This is a genomic window from Rhodanobacteraceae bacterium (assembly GCA_024234055.1).
Taxonomy (GTDB): Bacteria; Pseudomonadota; Gammaproteobacteria; order Xanthomonadales; family SZUA-5; genus JADKFD01.
The window spans coordinates 433,863-453,961 of record JACKOW010000002.1 but is presented as its reverse complement, the minus strand read 5'-3'; the positions used below and the strand labels follow the sequence as shown (position 1 = coordinate 453,961).

General features: G+C 63.9%; 11 protein-coding genes. 4 read left to right on the top strand and 7 right to left on the bottom strand.

Annotated elements, in window-relative coordinates:
• Positions 1-111: 111 nt before the first annotated feature.
• From H7A19_06200 to H7A19_06190, 3 genes are all read right to left on the bottom strand, one after another.
• A complete protein-coding gene (locus H7A19_06200; protein ID MCP5474416.1) occupies positions 112-1,842 on the bottom strand; it encodes a hypothetical protein in 1,731 nt (576 codons plus the stop codon).
• Between the two features lie 231 nt (positions 1,843-2,073).
• On the bottom strand, positions 2,074-3,831 hold the full coding sequence (locus tag H7A19_06195) for a hypothetical protein (protein MCP5474415.1): 1,758 nt from the start codon (positions 3,829-3,831) through the stop codon (positions 2,074-2,076).
• Positions 3,832-4,005: 174 nt separating this feature from the next.
• Complete coding sequence (locus H7A19_06190; GenBank protein MCP5474414.1) at positions 4,006-5,742, bottom strand: hypothetical protein; 1,737 nt, start codon at positions 5,740-5,742, stop codon at positions 4,006-4,008.
• Positions 5,743-5,898: 156 nt separating this feature from the next.
• Here H7A19_06190 and H7A19_06185 point away from each other — a divergent pair, with 156 nt between their 5' ends.
• The 3 genes from H7A19_06185 to H7A19_06175 are packed head-to-tail and all read left to right on the top strand — an operon-like array spanning position 5,899 to position 10,582.
• Positions 5,899-7,176 (top strand): hypothetical protein, encoded by a 1,278-nt coding sequence (locus H7A19_06185; protein MCP5474413.1) that lies wholly within the window; start codon positions 5,899-5,901, stop codon positions 7,174-7,176.
• A 21-nt stretch (positions 7,177-7,197) separates the two neighbouring features.
• Positions 7,198-7,716 (top strand): sigma-70 family RNA polymerase sigma factor, encoded by a 519-nt coding sequence (locus tag H7A19_06180; GenBank protein ID MCP5474412.1) that lies wholly within the window; start codon positions 7,198-7,200, stop codon positions 7,714-7,716.
• Between the two features lie 34 nt (positions 7,717-7,750).
• Positions 7,751-10,582, top strand: a complete 2,832-nt coding sequence (locus H7A19_06175; protein ID MCP5474411.1) for a serine/threonine protein kinase — start codon at positions 7,751-7,753, stop codon at positions 10,580-10,582.
• Between the two features lie 220 nt (positions 10,583-10,802).
• On the opposite strand, the gene H7A19_06170 is transcribed toward H7A19_06175, so the two are convergent.
• From H7A19_06170 to H7A19_06155, 4 genes are all read right to left on the bottom strand, one after another.
• Entirely contained in the window at positions 10,803-13,325 is a 2,523-nt protein-coding gene (locus H7A19_06170; protein ID MCP5474410.1) for a M4 family metallopeptidase, read from the bottom strand.
• A 559-nt stretch (positions 13,326-13,884) separates the two neighbouring features.
• Positions 13,885-16,161 (bottom strand): M4 family metallopeptidase, encoded by a 2,277-nt coding sequence (locus tag H7A19_06165; GenBank protein ID MCP5474409.1) that lies wholly within the window; start codon positions 16,159-16,161, stop codon positions 13,885-13,887.
• 912 nt (positions 16,162-17,073) lie between these two features.
• Positions 17,074-17,973: a dienelactone hydrolase family protein gene (locus tag H7A19_06160; protein MCP5474408.1), complete on the bottom strand. Its 900-nt coding sequence runs from the start codon at positions 17,971-17,973 to the stop codon at positions 17,074-17,076.
• A gap of 105 nt (positions 17,974-18,078) precedes the next feature.
• Complete coding sequence (locus tag H7A19_06155) at positions 18,079-19,062, bottom strand: hypothetical protein (GenBank protein MCP5474407.1); 984 nt, start codon at positions 19,060-19,062, stop codon at positions 18,079-18,081.
• A 117-nt stretch (positions 19,063-19,179) separates the two neighbouring features.
• Here H7A19_06155 and H7A19_06150 point away from each other — a divergent pair, with 117 nt between their 5' ends.
• On the top strand, positions 19,180-20,046 hold the full coding sequence (locus H7A19_06150; protein MCP5474406.1) for an alpha/beta hydrolase: 867 nt from the start codon (positions 19,180-19,182) through the stop codon (positions 20,044-20,046).
• Positions 20,047-20,099: the final 53 nt, after the last annotated feature.

The following is a 20,099-nucleotide window of genomic DNA, read 5'->3' as shown; positions in this document are numbered from 1 at the left end:
CCGCCGCGAGGGCCTGGAATCGGCGGTGACCAGCGCGATTGCGCGCCCGACCGCCACCGGATCGGTCGCGCTGCCGGCCAGGCACGCCGAAGGTCGGGTCACCGCTGTCGATCAGGGTAGGCTGGCCTCGAAGCCGTCGGCGAACTGCTGGTCGAGCATGCTCGCATCGATCACGATGTCGGCTGATGTTTGGGTGACCAGCCGCTCCCAGGGCTCGCCATCGCTGTTCTGCACCCAGTTCTTGGTGACGGCTATCGCTCGCCATGCACGTCGGTAGTAGATCTGAGCCTGGACGCGAATCGTCTGTCCGATCTGTGCCGTGGCCGGCAGGGCAAAGGTGAACCGGGCGAAATCGGTGGCGCCCGGGGGAATCGTCGTGTTGCTGAACACAGACTCGGCATCAATGAACGGGACCGGCTTGAGCAGTGCGCCTTGACCATCGATACGTCCTTGCAGCACCTTGGCGTAGCCGCGACCCGCAAAGCCAGCGAAATCCCCGGGTTGCTTGCCGGGTATCGCGTCGTCCACCCAGAATGGCAGCTGATCGCCCTCCAGCTGATTCATCGGCACAGAGTCCAGCGTGGCCTCAACCAGCAGAAAGGCATTGCGCACATCCACGCCGGTCGGGAAGTTGTGCCCAAGCACGCGATTGACGACGGCCGCGTCGACTACCAGCTCACCGGCGACCAGCTCGGCGGTCAGGCCTAGATCAACCGGCTGCACCAGGCGACCGGAATAGACTCCGGGAAAACTGTGGTCATGACGCTGCGTTCCGGGTCGGATCGGTGCCTGACCGACACTGGCCAGCCGCCCCGGGCTCGTGGCGATCGGCATGTGGCAGTCCTGGCACTGCTGCCCCGAAGCGGCCGCGGGTGAGGTCAACCACTCGCTGTAGGTTTCCTGGCCGGGCGCTCCGCTGTCCGGATTCTCGTATTGATGGCAACTGGCGCACAGGCGGGAAGTGGCGAACATTGGCGCGTAAGCCGCGCGCATCTGCGGAAACTGTACGTCATCCAGTGGCCCCCAGACGTGTTGGTGGGTCAGGCTGGCCCCGGAGCCGTTGATGGAAGCGGGAAACGAGAACGCAGCATTGCCGAGCAGATGGATGGCTTCGATGTTCTCGTTGACCTCGTGCAATTGGTGGCAACTCGTACAAGTCACGCCCTCATGTCCGGCCGCCGTGCTCACCTCGTTGAAGCGCACCGATGCCGGATCGGACGGATATTCGTTCGGTGCATGACAGGTTGCGCACAACCCGGTTGCCGGTGCCGCGTGATTGTCCAGAAACACATAACCATCGCCACTGGGGCCCGTCGCCAAACCGGTGCCATCGCCTGAGTACAAGTCGCGCACCAGCGCATTGACGGCAGCATGGGCATGATTGCTGCTCAACCACTGCGCGTATTGCTCAGTGTGGCAGCTTGCGCATGCGCCTTCGGCGGCAATGGGTTGATAGCTGTTGTTCTGCAGCGTTGGAATTCGGCGCAAGGCAATGGCCAGCGTGGCGCCGGGTGAGGCCGAGACGGCGGTAGTTTCGTAGTTGATTGCCGCCGCACTGTCGTAGGCGAGTGCCGCCGAAACCTGAAAGCTGCTTCCCGAGCCCTGATCGATCGCAAGTTCAAAGCGGCCATCCGCACCGGTGACTGCGACGGCGGTATTCGGGGACGCTCTGACATGCACGCGCACACCCTCGAGCACAGCTCCGCTGGCGGCGTCAGTCACCACGCCGGTGACCGGCGCCACCTGGGCCATGCCCGATGCCGAGGCAAGCATCAGAATGCTGGCGAGCCAGAGGATCTGCCTTACCCGCAGCGCCAGCGGTGGTTGTAGGGTCGCATTCATATGAGCACTACCTACATTAGTACAATGCATTATATGGCGACTGATCTTGACCGCCGCGTTGATCGAAATCAACTCAGGCTGTGATCTGATCCGGTAATCGCGCCCACTGCCGCGACCAATCCACAGCGCCATCGGCGCTGCGGTGGTAGCACTCAGCCGATCCCGTCGCCGGAGCCGGGAAAGGCAGTTTGCACCGGGAAGCAGCGCCTCGCCGCGGCCCAGGCGCCTCTCTCAGAATGTGGACAGGACGATCCGCGCCTCGTACGGGCCCAGATCCAGCGTGCCGAACTGATTGGGCGCGGCGGCGATGTCGGCGGGGCGCACTAGGCCGTCCTGGTCGTTGCCGCGCTGGAACACGCCGCAGCTGCTGGCGATGTCGATCCCCGGCGAAGGAACCGGATCGAAACGGAACTGACCCGGGAACAGTCGGTAGTTGTCGTTCGCGATCGACATGAATCGCGGCGTGCCCTGGAAGATGCTGGTGTTGCTGGGCAGCTGACTGGTGCTGGGCACCAGCACGAACTGCGCAGTCAGGTTGCCGTTGCCCTGGCGGATGATGCCGGCCTGATTGACGATGGCGCAGCGCAGATCCAGTTGCGGCGCACGCACGACGGCGCTGCCGATGCTGTTGCCGGTGATGGTGGTCTGGGCAATCCAGACCTTGTCGTCATCGCCGGTCTTGATCAGCGCATCGCTGACGGTGTTGGCGAAGATCAGCGACTGGGTAATGGCGTAATGATTGTAGTGCTGGCGGTAGTAGATCAACGAATGGCCGCTGTTGCGGTCGATCTGGGCGTCCTGGATGTCGGCATCGGCGACAAAGCCGGTGGGCCAGGCACAGCTGAAGGGAAAGTTGCAGCCGGTCGGCGAACTCCAGTCGTAATAGAAGGCGGCGCCATCGCCCGGTGAGCTGCCGGTGGCGCGGGAGGTGTTGCCGGTGACGCGATTGCAGTTGATGCCGCTGGCGCAGGCCACCGCGGTGATCGGGGTTTCGGCGTCGCGGTTGCGAGCGCTGCGCAAGCGGATGCGTGGATCGCTGGCGGTGCTGGAATAGACCCAGCCGGCGCCGCCGGTGCTGGCGGCATTGCCCTCGATCAAGGTATCCCACAGGGTGATCGACGAGGCGTTGCGCAGGGCAAAGCCACCGCCGTTGTTGGTGGCCCGGTTGTAGGCGATGCGGTTGGGGGCGTTGCTCTGGGTGCTGTAGACCTTGATGACCGAATCGGTGGCGCTGAGGCCTGCACCGTTGTACGAGGTGTTGCCATAGAGTATCCCGGCATTGAACGGACCGTTGCTGGCCAGTTCGGCGTTGCAATGGCTGAGGCGTAGTCCGCCACCTTCGTTGAGTGCGTTGTTGTTGAAGAAGCCGGTTCCGCGGGCGTTGGCGTACACCGAGCCGTCGCGACACCAGGCGCCGCCGCCTTCGTACATGGCCGAATTGCTGTACACCAGCACATCGTCGCGCAAGGCCAGTTCGGTGCCGCGACCTTCGATGGCGATGCCGCCGCCGTAGCCGGCGCGATTGTCGTGGATGGAGCTGGCGGCGATGACCAGCAAGCCACCATGACGGGCATAGACGGCGCCGCCGTATTCATGGTCCTCGGCATCGCCGCCGACAATCTCCAGGCCAGCCAGTCGCACCGTGGACGGATAGTTGCCGACCACCGCAATGACCGTTTGCGGGATACCACCGCTGCCGTCGATGCGGGTGTAGCCGGCGTCGGGCAGGGTGTCCGTGCAGCGGGCGTAACCGCCGCGCAATTCCACGTACTCGCGATCGTTGATGCGCAGTGCCTGCTGGGTGTAGCTCAGCGTGCGAGTGATCTTGATCAGGGATGGAACTGGCCCGTCATTGGCGGCGGCGTCCAATGCTGACTGGATCGTGGCATGGGTGCAGCCCGGGCCAGTGCCTACGCTGAATTCGTTGTCGGCAAGGGCCTGGGTGCAGAGGCTGGCGCAGAGCAGCGCCAGGGGGATCGTGGCTTTCATGATGGTCTCCTGGTGGGTGGGACAAGCACCCGCGCGTGCGGGTGACTCCGTGCAAGGTGGCTGGCGTCGTGGCGCATGGCCCTGGTAGGAGCGCCCTTGCGGCGCGACCGTTGCCTCGCGAGAGCGGTCGCGACGCGAGGTCGCTCCTACAAAAGGCTGCTTCTCGGTCCGGCGCTAGCAGCTGAAACAGGGTTCAAAGCCGTTGGCGAAGAGCGCGTCGGCCTCGGACTCGTAGGCGCCGACATCGATGGGGCCGAAGGCGTTGGGTACCTGACTGTCGTCGACCGGGCGCGGCTGGCCGAAGATGTCGGTGTTGTAAGGCGGTGCCAGAGCCGCTGAAGACGTCGCGTAGTCGATCGCCAGCGACCCTGGGCGCAGGTGCAGATCGCTGGCACTGACGAACAGCGGGTCGGCCTCGAGGTTATTAACCGTGGGTGGAATGCCGCTGAGATCATTCGCGATCAGGTAGCCGCTGAGCACCGAGCCGCCGCTTTGCAGCAGCAGCGGTTTGCCTGGCTGGAAGGCGGCGACATAGCCGAGTACGGTCTGCAGATCGAATCCACGTATCACGGCGCTGCCAGTGAGCGTGTTGCCGGCGATGCTGACGAAATTCAGGGTCATCTTCTGGCCATAGATCAGTGCGCCCTGAGGGTCGGTCTGCTGGTTGCCGAACAGCGCGATATTGATCAACTCCATCTGATTGAAGGCGCCTGCGCTGGGGATGAAACTGTGGATGACGCGTCCGCCCTGGTTGCCCTCGAAGCTGGCGCGCTGGATGTGGGCGCGACCGGCACTACCGTTTTCCAGTCGGTAGGCGATGGCGGCGGCGCCATTGCTGACCACCCCGCCCACGGAGCTGCGGTTGTTGATGTAGCGGTTGCAGATGCGCCCGATGGGGCAGGCGACAGCAGCGGGAGCAACGCCGCTGGAGGCAATCGTCAGATCATTGTTGATGCTGCCGCTGCTGCCGCGCATCAGAATGGCGCCGCCATCCTGCGCGGAATTGTCGACCACTTCGATGTTCTGGATATCCACGCGGGCACCATCAGCGGCGTACACGGCGCCGCCACCGACGGTGGCGTTATTGGCGTTGAGCCGGGTCAGTGCATCGCTGAACAGCGAGTAGATACGGGTGCCGCCGAAAGCGCCGAACACATATATGCCACCGCCGTTGCGCACCGCCTGATTGTTCCAGAGCGCTCCCAGCGCATGGCCGCTGGCCAGATCGATGCCGCAGTTTTCGGCATAGACACCGCCGCCGTCGCGGCCGCTGGTGTTGGAGTTGATGATCAAGTTCTCGGTCACCAGCGACAGACTGGCGCTCCGGCAATAGATGCCGCCACCGTCGCTGCTGGCCTGATTGCCGTAGATGCGGCTGTCGCCCTGGAAGGTGACGCTGATGGTGCTGACGCCCGTGGTCACCGCCATCCCGGCGCCGCGTCCAGCGTGGTTGCTGGCCAGCTGGACATTGTTCAGCGTGATCTGATGCGGCCCGTCGACGATCGCCAGACCGCCGCCATCGGCATTGGCCGGCGCATCGCCGCCTTGCAGCACCAGATTGCGCAGCGTGACGTTGCCACTACCCTGAATGCGCAGCACCGGGGCGGCAGCCCCGCCGGCGCCCGAGAGCACCGTCGGATTGTTCGGGTCACCGGTAGCGCTGCTGCAGTCGGCAAAGCCACCCTGGATCACCAGAGTGTCGTTCTGTGCGACCAGGGCCTGCGCCGTGTAGCTGCGGTTGCGGGCGACATTGATGACATCCAGGCCGGTGCCATTGGCGAGCCCGGCCGTGATGGCGTCCTGGATCGAGGCATGGGTGCAGGCGGCGCCCGAGCCCACCGTGAATACATCGGCATGGGCGCTGCTGCCCAGGGCGAGCAGGCCGCAGAGTAGCAATCGACAGGAATACATGCAGGTAGCTCCGGATTCGGGGATTGCCTGCACAAGCGCTGTCAGGTGACCGATTGCGACATCGCCGCCTGCGATCGGTCTGTTTTGTGCGCCATGTCGCATTTGGCCGCCAGACAGCGCTTGGGTGGACTGGTCAGATCGAATCGGAGTGTCGCCATGCGCCCAAGCCCACACAGCCTGCAATTTGCGGCAATGCTGCTTGCCCTGATTTCGGCCGCGCCGCTATCGGCAGCCACGCTGGACTGGCCCGGCCCATCGCCGTGCAACAGCACACTGATGAGCTGTATCGATTTCGCCCAGCCGGGCGACACGTTGCACATCGTCAGCAGTGCCAGCGTCAGCGAGCGACTGCAGATCTTCAAGCCGCTGTCGATCATCACTGCGCCCGGCGTGTCACTGAGCCTGACATCGACCGAATCGCATCTGATGAGCATCAACAGTGCAGTGCCCTGGGCGGTGACCGTCAGCGGTGTGCAGATCGTCGGCGGCAGTTGGTTCTTTGCGGTCAACGGGGCGCAGGCCGGTGAGCTGACGCTGCAGCAGTTGTCCTTTCGCGGCAACGCGACTGGCGCTTCCACGCAATTGCAAGTCAGCATGAATCAGAGCGGCGGCGCGCGATCCCAGGTCCGCATCCGTCGCAATCAGTTCGAAATCGGTTCCGACAATGCCGCGCCCAATTCCGTTGCTGCTGTCGGCAGTGGCAGCAGTGGCGGCCAGATCCTCGTTGAAGACAACCGCTTCCGCCCGGAGGACGTGGTGATGGTCCAATCCGCGCACAAGGCGCTGTTCGGCAGTCTCGGGGGTAGCGGCACATGGGAGGCGATCATCCGTCGCAACCAGATGCTGCCCGCTGTCGCCACGCCGTCGCGTCGATATGCCAGCGGCGTCGAAGTGGTGAGCGTTGATTCGGCCAGCGTCAACCTTATGCTGCACGACAATCTGCTGCTGCTGGATCAGGTCGCGGGCGCCGGTCGCTACGGCATTCTGCTTGGCGGGTCAGGGGGGCAGATGAGCGCGCGCGTGCTCAACAACACCATTGTCAATGCCTATACGGTGCTCGGCTTCTATGCCAACAGCAGCGGCCAGTTCGACAACAACCTGGTCAGCGGCGGCTTTCGCTTTTACGAGGGTGCAGCGCCGGCCGGCAATTTCCTGCAGCGCGGCAACCTGATCCACGGCATGACCGAACCGTCCAGCTGGCCTGTGGCGCCTGGCACCTTGACCTTGGATCCGATGCTGTCGACCCAGGGCATGCCACTGCCGGGTTCGCCGGTCATGGACGCCGGCAGCGACACGGCGCGGGGCGAATCGGGACCCGGCGCGCTAGGCGTGCCGGAAGCGCTGGACGCCAATCACCTGCGCCGCCTGGAAGGCGCGCATGTCGATATTGGGGCGCTGGAAGGTGAGCGAGTGTTCTACGATGGCATGGAGTGACACCGCGAAATGGAGACCCGCATGAGCAGCGCTATCCCGGACGACGCCAACGCCCTGTTCAGCCATCTGTACCAGGATCTTCGCAGCATCGCCAAGGCCCAGATCGCCCCCAATGACACCCTCAACACCACCGCACTGGTGCATGAGCTGTATGTGCGCGTGGTTGAACGTGAGGATCTCAAGTTTGCCGACCGACGGGCCTTCTTCGCCTACGCGGCGCGCGCCATGCGCCATTTGTTGGTCGATCGCGCGCGGGCGCGTCTGCGCATCAAGCGCGGCGGCGGGGCTCAGGCGATGGACTGGAACGAAGTGCGCGATGACGCCATGTTCGTGCACGTGGACGCCGCCCTGGAACTCGATGAGCTGATGCGGCAGCTGGCGGTGGAAGACCCGCGCAGTGCGGAGGTACTGGAACTGCACTATTTCGGCGGACTCACCGGTGAGCAGATCGCCGAAATGTTGAGCCTCAACCGACGCACCATCTTGCGCGATCTGGAGTTCGCCAAAGCCTTCATCAAGGCCCAGTGGCAGGTGCGATGATGCGTGAGCTGTGGCTGACTGCGGAGTCGTCGACGTGAGCAATGCGCCCCTCAATCTGCGGCAGCTGTTTGACGCTGCCATCGAGCTGCCCGAGCACGAACGCACGGCCTGGTTGGACCAGCACTGTCCGGACGCGGCCCTGCGAGAGCGCGTCGACCGGCTGTTGCGTGCCCAGGAGCGCTCGCTCGATCCGCTCGCGGTGCATCCGCAAGAGCGCCTCGCAGCGCTGGATGCCGAGCTTGACCGGCCTGCTTCGGAACGACGCAGCATCGGCGACTTCACGCTGATCAGGCCGGTGGGGCAGGGTGGCATGGCCACCGTCTTTCTGGCCGAACGCAGCGGATTCGCCCAGCGTGTGGCGGTCAAGCTGCTGCATCGCACGGTGCTCTCGGATCTGGATCGGCGTCTGTTCGAGCGCGAGCGCAAGGCGCTGGCCAGTCTGGAGCATCCGAATATTGCGCGTCTGATCGATGGCGGCGTCAGCGAGCGCGACGAACCCTATCTGGTGATGGAGTACGTCGAGGGGCTACCCATCACCGACTATGTGCGCGAACACGGTTTGCTGCCGGCTGCGCGCATTGCGCTGTTGATTGAAGTCTGCGACGCCGTGGCTACCGCCCATGCCCAGCTGATCGTGCACCGCGATCTCAAGCCTTCCAATGTGCTGGTCACGTCCGAAGGTCGCTGCAAGCTGCTGGATTTCGGTGTCGCCAAGTTCCTGAGCGAGGAAACCGAACTGACCCGCCAGGGCGGTGCCGGTTTCACCCCGGAATACGCCGCACCCGAGCAGTTGCTGGACGGCGTGATCAGCACCGCCACCGATGTCTACGCGCTTGGGGTGATGGCGCTGGAGTTGCTGATCGGCAGCAAGCGCCCGGAGTTGCGCAAGGGCAAGCCCTCTCAATCGGCATTGCAAGTGCATGCCGACGACGCCACGCTGGCGCTCACCCAGCGCAGCGTGGCGCGCTATCTGCGCGGGGATCTGGACAACATCCTGCAGAAGTGTCTGATTGATGAGCCGCATCGGCGCTACCAGAGCGCCCAGGCGCTGGCCGACGATCTGCGCCGATTCCTGAGCCACCAGCCGGTCAGTGCGCACCCACCATCGCGCTGGTACCTGATGCGCAAGTTCGCGCTACGTCATCGTGGCGGTGTCATCGTGACCGCGCTGCTGACCATGGCCACCCTGGCCAGCCTGGTGCTGGCGCTATGGTTTGGGCAGCAGGCGCGCGTCCAGGCCGAGCTGGCGCAGGCCCTGCGCGCCGACGCCGAGCAGGCACGGCAGCGCGCCGAGACCGCGCTCAAGGTGTCCGAATCGGTGCAGGATTTTCTCACCGGCATGTTCGACGAAGCGGTGCCCAGCGTGCCCGAGGAACAGGAGCCCAGCGTGCGCGATCTGGTCCTCGGGGCCGAAAAGCGGGTCGAGACCGATCTCGCCGATGCCCCGGAAGCGGCTGTCGAGCTGTATCGGCGACTGGCGCAGATCTATCAGCTCATGGGCGATCAGGCCGCCAGTCTGCGCTTGAGCGCCACGGCGGTACGCTATGCCGCCCAGCACCTCGGCACATCCGGTGCCAGTTACCGCAAGATCGCCTTCGCCGATGCGCGCCTGCGCGAGCGCGCCGGCGACCCGCCGGCTCTCGCCGACATGGAGCAAGTGGTCAAGGACACGCCGACAGACGATCACAGCACCGACGCGATCGACCGCAGAATCACGCTGGGTGCGGTGCTCAGTCAGCATGGTCGCGGCCCGGAGGGCATGGCGCTGCTGACCGGGGCGCTGCCGCTGCTGCGCCAGAACTGCGATCGGCAGGAACTCGAGGCCTGCCGTCTGTGGGCGACCACGCTGACCAATCTGGCCGCTGCCCAGATTTCCTTGCGGGACTACGAGGCCGCACGTGCCCATGCCGCCGAAGCGCTACCGCTGGCGCGGCGCTACTACAGCCCGGAACACCACGAGACGGCGGCGGCGTTGGGCAATCTGGGCATGGCCGAGTTCTACCTGGGGCATTTCCAGGATGCGCTGGATCACACCAATGCCAGCATTGCCCTGCTTGAACGTATCGAAGGTCCCAAGGGCACCAATGCCAACTATCTGCGCCAGATCCTGGCCAATCTCTATGGTGCGAGCGGTCGCAAGCTGGAGGCCCTGGCCGTGCATGAGCGCGTGCTGGCGGATCTGCCGCGGCAGACACAAGCCAGTTTCGGTGCCGCGGTGTTCAGGCTGAACTACGCCAAGGAACTGGTTCAGGTCGGACGCCATGCACAAGCACGCGAACAGATCGAGTTGATCCGACCGCTGTGGGAGTCGGATGCCGAGCACAACCCCGGCAACCTCGCGCGCATGCATGAGGCGCTGGCGGTGATCGCTTCCGAGGGCGATCACGATGTTGACCGCGCCCTGTCGGAGATCGATCAGGCGCTGGCGATACGCCGCGCGCAAGCCGCGCCGACGCCGCAGGAGCTGATCATGACCCTGCTGACGGCGCATCGCGCGGCGACGCTGGATGGCGTGCATCCGAAGGCCGAGGCGTATCTCACCGAAGCCCGAGAGTTGCTGGCAGGCGTGGCGCAGCCGCTGCCCTGGTTGCTGCGCAACTTCGAACTGCGCGAAGCCGAATTCGCCGCTGATCATGGCGATGTTGCGACCTCCCGCCGGCATCTTCAGGCGCTAGCACGGGTGCTGGGTCCCGAGCGCCCGGATCTGTATGCGGATTGGGCGCAGTACGTGGAGCTGAAGCTGGCGCGCGTGGAGCACCGCAAGCCCACCGAGGCGGAGCGGGAGTGGCAGGCTGGCCTCGCACAGCGCTGGGGTGCAGATGCGGAAATCGTTCGAGTCAGCGGGCAGTTGACTGGGGCGAACTGAGGTCTGAGTTTGGAGGTCCATCGGGCGAAGAGCGTCCAGACAAGTCTGGACGCACCAAGGCGCGCGCTTTTGTGGGTCCAGACTTGTCTGGACGCTGTTCAACAGTGGATTGATCCGCTCGGGACTGGTTTGCCTTGTTGCGGAGCGCGGGGTTCCGAGGCCCAAAAAAAAAGAACCCCGGCCGAAGCCGGGGTTCAAGGTCTTGCCCTGAAGCAATCGATCAGAACTCGATGGCCCAGTTGTTCAGGGTGCCGACGTCACCGCGTGCGGTGTCCTGCACACGCAGATTCCAGGTGCCGTTCAAGCCCTCGGTGGAGAGGTTGACGGTGTAGGTCTCGATCACGTTGGCCCCGTTGTCGGAACCGCTGGAGGCCTTCAGCAGATAGGCGCTGCCATCCGGTGCGTACAGCGTGATCTTGAGATCACCGCGATAGGTGTGGGTGATGTTGACGCTGACCTGGCTGTTCGACGGTGCATTGCCGGTGCGGCCCGAGACCGTGATGTAGCTGTTGATGGTCTTGCGGTCCGGAATGGCAACCGGGGTGTTGTTGGTGTAGACCTGAGTGCCACCCGGGGCGCTGGCGACCGTCACCGACTTGGTGATGTTGGCTGAAGCGCCGTTGTTGTCGGTCACCGTCAGTTTCACCGAATAGGTGCCGGCAGTCGCGTAGGTGTGGCTGGGGTTGGCACTGGTCGAGCTGCTGCCGTCACCGAAGGTCCACGAGCGCGAGGCGATGCTGCCATCGCTGTCGGTCGAGGTATCGGTGAAGCTGGCGCCGAGACCGCTGACGCTGAAGCTGAAGTTCGCCACCGGCGGATTGTTGGCCGACGGCGCGGTATAGCTGCCGGTCAACGAAGCGCCGCTGAAGGCACTGTAGGCTTTCAGTCGCACGTAGTAGGTGCCGGCCTGGGCCGTGGCGATGTTGCAGGTTTCGTTGTTGCCACTGAGGTACGGACGGCAGTCATAGGACGAGTCGGTCGGCGCGCTGCCGAATTTCACGTACATGTCGGCATCGCCGGTGCCGCCGCTCATGACGAACTTCAGGCCAGTCGCGCCTGCCGGCACGGCCAGCGTGTAGTTGACCGACTGACCCGCCGTCGGCTGGTTGATGCCGGTCACCGCCACGCCATTGCTGAGCGGGCCGCCGGTGCTGGCACCACCGCCGCCACCGCCACCACCCGAGCAGCTGACGCCGACCGAGGAGAAAGCCGAGGTGACGCTGGCGACCGACAGGCCGAGATCCGATGCCGCCGTCTCGACGCCGCAGGCGCCGCTGTTGAAGGTGCTGCTCGGCGTCCAGTACAGGCTGTTGGCACGGGCAAACACCTTGAAGGCGTTGATCGTGTTCCAGCCAGACGAGGTGGCCAGCAGGTAGAAGGCCTTGTTGTAGACGCCCGAGGAGTAGTGCACATCGAGGCCGCTGGTGTACTGGGAGGCATTGTCGATGGAGCGACCATCCTGCGGCGGATTGTTCATGTAGCGCAGTGCGCCGGAAGCCTTGAAGATGTCCGGGCCGACCAGGAAATCATTGCTGCCCTTCCAGTAGTACTCGGTGGCTTCGCCGCCCATGTCGGAGAAGGCCTCGTTCATGCCGCCGGACTGACCGGAGTAGGTCAGGTTCGAATGCTGCTCGGTGAAACCGTGCGAGACCTCGTGGCCGGCCACGTCGACGCTGACGAGCGGGTAGAAGGTCGAGGCGCCATCGCCAAAGCTCATGGTCGAGCCGTTCCAGAAGGCGTTTTCGTAGTTCGAGCTGTAATGCACCCGCATCACCAGCTGGAAGGTCAGTGCCTTCACGCCCACATAGGAGGAATACATGTTCTGGATCACGCCGCCGAAGAAATGGGCGTCGTTGATCGGCGAGTAGGCGCCGTTGATGGCCTTGTAGGTGTTGTTGGGGCAGGTGTACGAATAGGCGGTGGTGCTGGTCGTGCCGCCGTTCAAGTTCACCGACTTCACATCGGTGTTGTTCATGGTGCAGGTGCTGCCGCTCTGGGACACATCAAGGAAGCCATAGCGACCGCCCGAGCCCCACTGGTACTGGCCGGTCTTGCTGTTGCCACCCGGGCCAGTGCCGATGTTGGCGGTGGTCAGGCCTTCCCAACGCTTCAGCACCACGCCGGTGCGGGCGTCGACGATGACGAAGGGACGCGTGGGTGCGCCGCCCTTGGCGGTGTCGGCGAAGAATGAGGCAACGTAGCTCAGACGGGCATGATCATTGTCGTCCACGTAGATCATCAGACGACTTTCTTCGTTCTGCGGCAGCAGCACACTGTCGCTGCTACCGATGGCGGCGGCGCGGGCGATATTCAGCGCAGCGTCACTGGAAATCGAGGCATCGGTGCTCGGAATCTCTGCGGCCAGACCACTCACGGCGCGCCCGAACAGACTGCGGATGCTGCCATCGGCGAGCTCGCTGACGACCACATGCTCACCCCAGACGGGCACACCGCGGAAGCTCTGCTGATAGCGGAAGTGCTGCGTGCCGTTGGCATCCTTGAGGTAGCCGATCTGGCTCAGGCTGGAGTCGGCGTCCAGGCCCAGGAATTCGGCATGACGCTCGGTCGTGTTCGGGTTCTGCCCGGCGGCGCGTGTGGCGGCCTGGTAGGCGCTGTTCAGTCGTGCGACGTCGTATCCATGCAGATCAACTCGGCTGGCGGCGTGTGCCGAACCGGCGGCCATGGCCAGTGCCAGAGCCGATGCCACAATAGTCGCCAGAGGGCGCTTGGAATGATTGCTCACGTGTTTGAATCCCCAGTGTGGTCAAGAAATCGTCCGGGTGAAGGCCAGGACGGGCTTCCAAACGGAAACTGGAGGCAACAGTCGGCCGTGAGCCGAAAATCTCCGGCTCAGCTTGCTGGTCTGCGCTATCAGTTTCCCCAGTGCGCGCGTCGGGACTCCCCTCCCGATCGCGGCGGTGAACCGTAACACCCGCATTCCCGTCAAGTATTGTTGCGACGCAGCATGGCCGGATGCCGGGATTTTGTACGGACGTATTCACGCTTCATGCACAAAAGCGACTGTTTTTGTTCGCTTTCTGTACGGGGAAATTGTCAGCTGCGGCGCCGACGCGGAGCAGTCGCGGTCATCCGGCCAAGGCGGGATCCGAACAAGGTGCAAAACGTCACGATGCTATAGGCAATCGACGGGGAGGCTTGTTTGCCGGGGATACTCATGGCTCGCCGGCAAGCGCTGGTCGGGGGTGGCTCAGCGTGCCTGGCCCGATTCCTGTATGGCGCGGAGCCCCAAAAAAGAACCCCGGCCGGAGCCGGGGTTCTGTACCAACCGAACTTGCTGTTCGTCAGAACTGCAAGCTCCAACTGTTGAGCGTGCCTGTGTCACCGGAAGCTGTGTCCTGAATGCGCAGTTTCCAGGCACCATTCAGGGCTTCTGCCGAGAGATTGACCGTGTAGGTGGCGATCACGTTGGCGGCACTGTCGGATCCGCTGGATGCCTTCAACAGATAGACCGATCCATCAGGTGCCAGCAGATCGATCTTGAGGTCGCCGCGGTAACTATGCGTGATGTTGACACTGACCTTGCTGGTGGTCGGAGCATTGCCGGTGCGCCCGGAGACGGTGATCGTGCTGCTCACCGTGCTTCGGTCAGGAATCGCCAGGGGCGTGTTGTTGGTGTAGGTCTGGACCCCACCGCCACCGCCACCGCCACCGCCGGCGGTGTAACTACCCGTCAGGGAGACACCCGAGAAGGCGCTGTAGGCCTTGAGGCGCACGTAGTAGGTGCCGGTCTGCGCCGTGGCGATATTGCAGGTCTCGGCATTGGTGCCGCCGTTGGAACGACAGTCGTAGACCGAGTCGGTCGGCGCGCTGCCGAACTTCACATACAGGTCCATGTCGCCGGTGCCGCCGGATGTGACGAACTTGAGGTTGGTGGCGCCGGCCGGCACGGCCAGCGTGTAATTGACCGACTGGCCCGCCGTCGGCTGGTTGATGCCAGTCACGGCCACACCATTGGTCAAGGGGCCACCGGTGCTGGCACCGCCGCCGCCGCCGCCCGTGGAGCAGGCGACGCCCACCGAGGTAAACGCGGCGGTCACGGCAGAGGCCGCAAAGCCGAGGTCGGTGGCAGCGGTTTGCACGCCGCAGGCGCCGCTGTTGAAGGTGCTGCTGGGTGTCCAGTAGAGCGCGTTGGCACGGGCAAAGACCTTGAAGGCATTGACCGTGTTCCAGCCGGCCGTGGTGGCCAACTTGTAGAAGGCCTTGTTGTAAACGCCCGAGGAGTAGTGCACGTCGAGGCCACTGGTGTAGTTGGCAGCATTGTCGATGGAGCGACCATCCTGCGGCGGGTTGTTCATGTAGCGCAGTGCGCCGGAGGCCTTGAAGATCTCCGGTCCCACCAGGAAGTCATTGCTGCCCTTCCAGTAGTACTCGGTGGCTTCGCCGCCCATGTCGGAGAAGGCCTCGTTCATGCCGCCGGACTGACCGGAGTAGGTCAGGTTGGAATGCTGCTCGGTGTAGCCGTGGGAGACTTCGTGGCCGGCCACATCGACGCTGACCAGCGGGTAGAAGGTCGAAGCGCCATCACCAAAGCTCATGGTGCTGCCGTCCCAGAAGGCATTCTCGTAGTTGCTGCTGTAATGCGTGCGCATCACCAGCTGGAAGGTCAGGGCCTTGGCGCCGGTGTAGGCCGTGTACATGTTCTGGATCACGCCGCCGAAGAAATGGGCGTCGTTGATCGGCGAGTAGGCGCCGTTGATGGCCTTGTAGGTATTGTTGGGGCAGGTGTACGAATAGGCGGTGGTGCTGGTGGTGCCGCCATTGAGGTTCACCGACTTGACGTTGGTGTTGTTCATCGTGCACGTCGTACCGCTCTGGGTAACGTCCAGGTAGCCATAGCGACCGCCCGAACCCCACTGGTACTGACCGGTCTTGCTGTTGCCGCCGGGACCTGTGCCGTTGGCCGTGGTCAAGCCTTCCCAGCGCTTGAGGATGGCGCCGGACTGGGCGTCGACGATGACGAAGGGGCGCGTCGGAGAGCCGCCCTTGGCGCTGTCTGCGAAGAAGGAGACGACATAGCTGAGGTGGGCGCTGTCGGCGTCATCCACATAGATCATCAAACGGCTCTCTTCGCGCTGCGTGATCAGCGTGGCATCGCTGCTGCCGATGCTCGCGGTCTTGGCGATGCCGAGTGCCGAGGCATCGGTGACGCGGGCGCGGGTGCTGGCGATGTCTGCGGCCAGTCCGCCGACGGAGCGACCGAAGAGGCTGCGCACGCTGCCGTCCGTGTTTTCGCTGACCACCACGTGTTCGCCCCATACCGGGATACCGCGGAAGTTCTGCTGGTAGCGGTAGTGATTGGTGCCGTCGGCATCCTTGGCACTGCCGATCAGGCTGAGTGTTGATTCAGCATCCAGGCCGAGGAACTCGGCATGGCGTTCGCTGGCCGAGGCCGCCGGCCCCGAAGCCCGGGAGGCTGCCTGATAGGCGCGGTTGAGATTGTCGATGTTGTAGCCGTGCAGATCGGCGCGTGTTGCCGCCTGCGCGCTGCCTGCCAGTAATGCCAGTGCCAAAACCGAAGTTGCAATCGGCGCCTTGCGGCGCATGTTGATCGTGATCACAAAAAGGTACCCCAGGCTGCAATGTGACGCCCGGACGGATGTCCAGACGGGATTACCTCCGGCACACAACAAGCCGCTCCTCCTTGCGGTGGAGCCGCAGCCATGCTTTTAGTTGGCAAAAGAATCGACAACCCCGGAGCGCACGGCGGGACTCCCCTCCCGACGGCGACGAGCCAAGCTATCACCGCGATTGGTCGGAAGTATTGTTGCGGCGCAGCATCATTTTCATGGCGATCGTTTAACTTCACATTCACGCTGCGTAAACACAATTGTCTTGTTTTACGCGAGCTTGCATGTTGCTGCCCGGGGGCGTCGACATTGTCCGGTCAAAGCCGGATGCCTGGACTTGCCTGGGGTAGATTCAAACTGATTCGAAAAGTCACAACTCTTTGGTCAGACACGCCAAACGCTTGATTTGTTGCGGTAGAAACGGTTTATCGAGCGCGGAAACCCAGCCTGGATCCGGACTCCGGGACGCCACAGTGAAGCTCGCCGGATGCGCAAGTCGGGAGCCTCGGGTCCTGCAAAGGAGGGCGACCCGTGCCAGGACGGATGAGGCCAGGACTGTTGCGAGTGCCGTGGCCAGCCCGTTCATGCAGTCGCTCGTTCAAGCATTTCATGGTGCGCTGCACCATGATTAATTGGTGACCTTTATGCAACCAAAATAAATTATTATTCGTTGCCCGTGGAACGATTTTTCCCCGCGGGCCTCCGCTACGCGATGCGCATTGGAAACCCTCCGAACAAATCGGAAACCGTCATTCCCGCGAAGGCGGGATTCCAGGCTTGGGTTCGTGCCTCAAATGCTGGATTCCCGCCTCGCGCCTTCGCGGCGGCAGGCTATTCGGGCGAATGACTGTCGGCTCGGACCTTCGCTGGCCAGCGAAGGCCCAGCCACGCATTGGCATCGCCTCAGGACCTGAGTGTGCGCTTGAACAAGGCGAGCGTCTGCGCCCAGGCCAGCTTTGCGGCGGCTTCGTTGTAGCGCGGGGTGGTGTCGTTGTGGAAGCCGTGTACGGTGTCAGCAGGTTGCAACAGTTGGTAGCGCGTGCCCGCCGCTTTCAGCGCCGCCTCGTAGTCGGGCCAGCCGCTGTTGACACGTTCGTCGTTGGCGGCGAGCACGACCAGCAGTTCGGCCTTGATCGCGGGCACCTCCGACAGGGTGGGTGCACTGCCATAAAAGGGCGCGGCAGCCTTCAGCTGGGGCAGGCGCGTGGCCAGAAAATTGCTGATCCCGCCACCGTAGCAGAAGCCGACGGCGCCGAGCTGGCCGTTGCCGCCTTCCAGTGTCTCCAGCCAGGCCGCGGCGGCCAGAAAGTCCTCGCGGGTCTTGGCCTGATCGAGCTGGCCGAAGAGCGCCCGTGCCGAGTCCTCGTCGCCTGGATAGCCGCCCAGCGGAAACAGTGCGTCCGGGGCGAAGGCGATGAAGTTTTCCAGCGCCAGGCGGCGGGTCACGTCTTCGATGTGTGGATTCAGGCCGCGATTCTCGTGGATCACCAGCACCACCGGCAGCGCGGCTTCTGCTGCACGGGGCTTGGCCAGATAGCCACGCACGCTGCCGTAGCCCGTCGGTGATGGAATCTCCACATACTCGGTTATCAGGCGGGCGTCATCGGCCGCGACCTGCTGGGCCTCGGCAAAACGCGGACTCAGCGCGGCCAGCAGGCCGGTGGCGCCGGCAGCGCCGACGGCGAAGCCGGCAGCCCGCTTGAGGAAGGCGCGACGGTCGATGATCCCGTGCACGTATTCGTCAAACAAGCGCATGACCGCCGGATCAAAATCCGCGGCCGTCAATCGGGGTTTGTCGCTCATGACTTGCTCCTGGTCTGATACCGGTGGCGCACCCAGGCCCAGGCGGCTTCGCCCACGCGCGTGCTGCCATAGGGTGAACCCGGCCCGGTGGGCAAAACGTATGCGTCAGCGCCAGGAAAAGTCGGCTATCACCGGTCGATGTTCGCTCAACGGGATCAGCGAGTCGCGGCGCAATCCGAGCCGGCTGCGCTGGCGCGGGGCCATGGTCTCCGGGTCGAAGACCAGGGCATGCAGCAGCGTCAGCCCTTCGTTGTGCAGGATGAAATCCAGTGGGCGAGACGGAAAGGGGGTGCCGCGGCCATCCCAGGTCCAGTCGTCGATGCCATTGGCATGCGCCGCCGGGGCAACGCGCAGATAGGAGTCGCCACTGCCAGGATCACCCTGAACTGGCAGCAATGGCTTGCGGCCACGTACCGCGTTGAAGTCGCCAGCGACGATCACCGCATGCACCTGCCGTTGCGACCAGGCCCGATCCAGTGCCGCCCGTACTTCCGTGGATTCCACCAGTCGCAGACGTTCTTCCCAAGCATCATCGCTGTCGCCGCAGCAGGTCAGGTCTACCCCGACCAGCAATGCCCGGCGTTTGCCGAAAGTAGCCTCCACGCCGAAACTGGCAACGCCGCCATCCAGCTTTTGCTTCATGCGGAGCTGCTTGTCGGCGTTCGTGAGTGGCGCCAGCACTTGCTCGCGGGCGTTCTGCGGATAGGGTAGAAAGGCGAACTCCGGCAACGCCTGCACGTGTCCACGCGCTGCAAACACCGTGGTTTGATTGTAGCCGCTGCTGCCATAGGCGATCTGCCAATCAGGTTGGCGGCGGGATTCGATCTGCGTCAGCACGGCTCGCACGTCTTCAGTGCTGCGACCCACAGGCATTTCATCGAGTATGAGCAAGTCGGCATCGACAGCACTCAGCGCCTTGATGTAGCCCTTCTGGTGCTCGAAAAACTGTTCGCCCGACACATTCCAGACCAGTACCCGCAGATCGGTACCGGGTGCGCGCGGCAGCGGCCGCGCAGCGGACGCCGCGCTGGCGAGCAGCATCAGGCACAGGCACACACTCCAACGAATCCAGTATCGCTTCACGATCATGGTCTCCCTCGCGAGCCCGGCAGCTGGCTCATTGGTTGTCAGAACTGTCGGCTGGCGCGGCAGCCCTGCCGCGCTGGTCCTACTCTGGGATACTGCCAGCGAATCCTGGTGCGGAGCATGATGGTGAGTGACTTGAGTGCAGCAAGCTGGCAGTCGACAGGGCAGCTTCTGGATTGGCGGGGGCACAGGATCTTCGTGCGCAGCAGCGGCCAGGGCGATCCGGTGTTGTTGATCCACGGTTTTCCGACCGCCTCCCGGGATTGGCAACCGCTGGTCTCGCGGCTGGAGAACGAGTTCACCTGCATCAGCTTCGATCTGCTGGGTTTCGGCTGGTCGGACAAACCGAAGACCTTCGACTACACCATGGCTGCGCAAGCGGATCTGGCCGAAGCCGTGCTCGCGCATTTCGGCATACGGGCGTGCCGGGTGCTTGCACACGACTACGGCGATACGGTGGCGCAGGAGCTGTTGGCGCGGCAACTGGAAGGCAGCCAGGTGTGGTCGATGCAACAGCTGTGTCTGCTGAATGGTGGATTGTTCCCTGAAGCCCACAGCCCGCGCCTGATCCAGAAGCTGCTGGCCTCGCCCCTGGGCGGATTGATTGCGCGAATGACCCGCTTCCCGCGCTTTGCCGCCACCATGAACGAGATCTGCAAGCGGCCATTGGGCGAGGCCGAACTGCGCTCGATGTGGGAGTTGATGGAACACAACAACGGCCGCGCCGTGTTGCCCCGGTTGATCCGCTACATGGCCGAGCGCCGGCGCATGCGCTCGCGCTGGGTCGGCGCGCTCGAACAAAGCCGCATCCCGATGCGCCTGATCGACGGCATCGACGATCCCATCTCCGGCTCGCAACTGGTGCGGCGCTACCGCGAACTCGTGGCCAATGCCGATGTCGTCGAACTGGCCGGCGTCGGTCATTACCCGCAGCTGGAGGCCGTGGACGAGGTGGCGGCGGCGTTCCGCGAGTTTGCCCGCGCGTGATTTGGAAATGTGGCGGAGTGGAGCAAAGATTTTTCGTCCGCAAAGGACGCAAA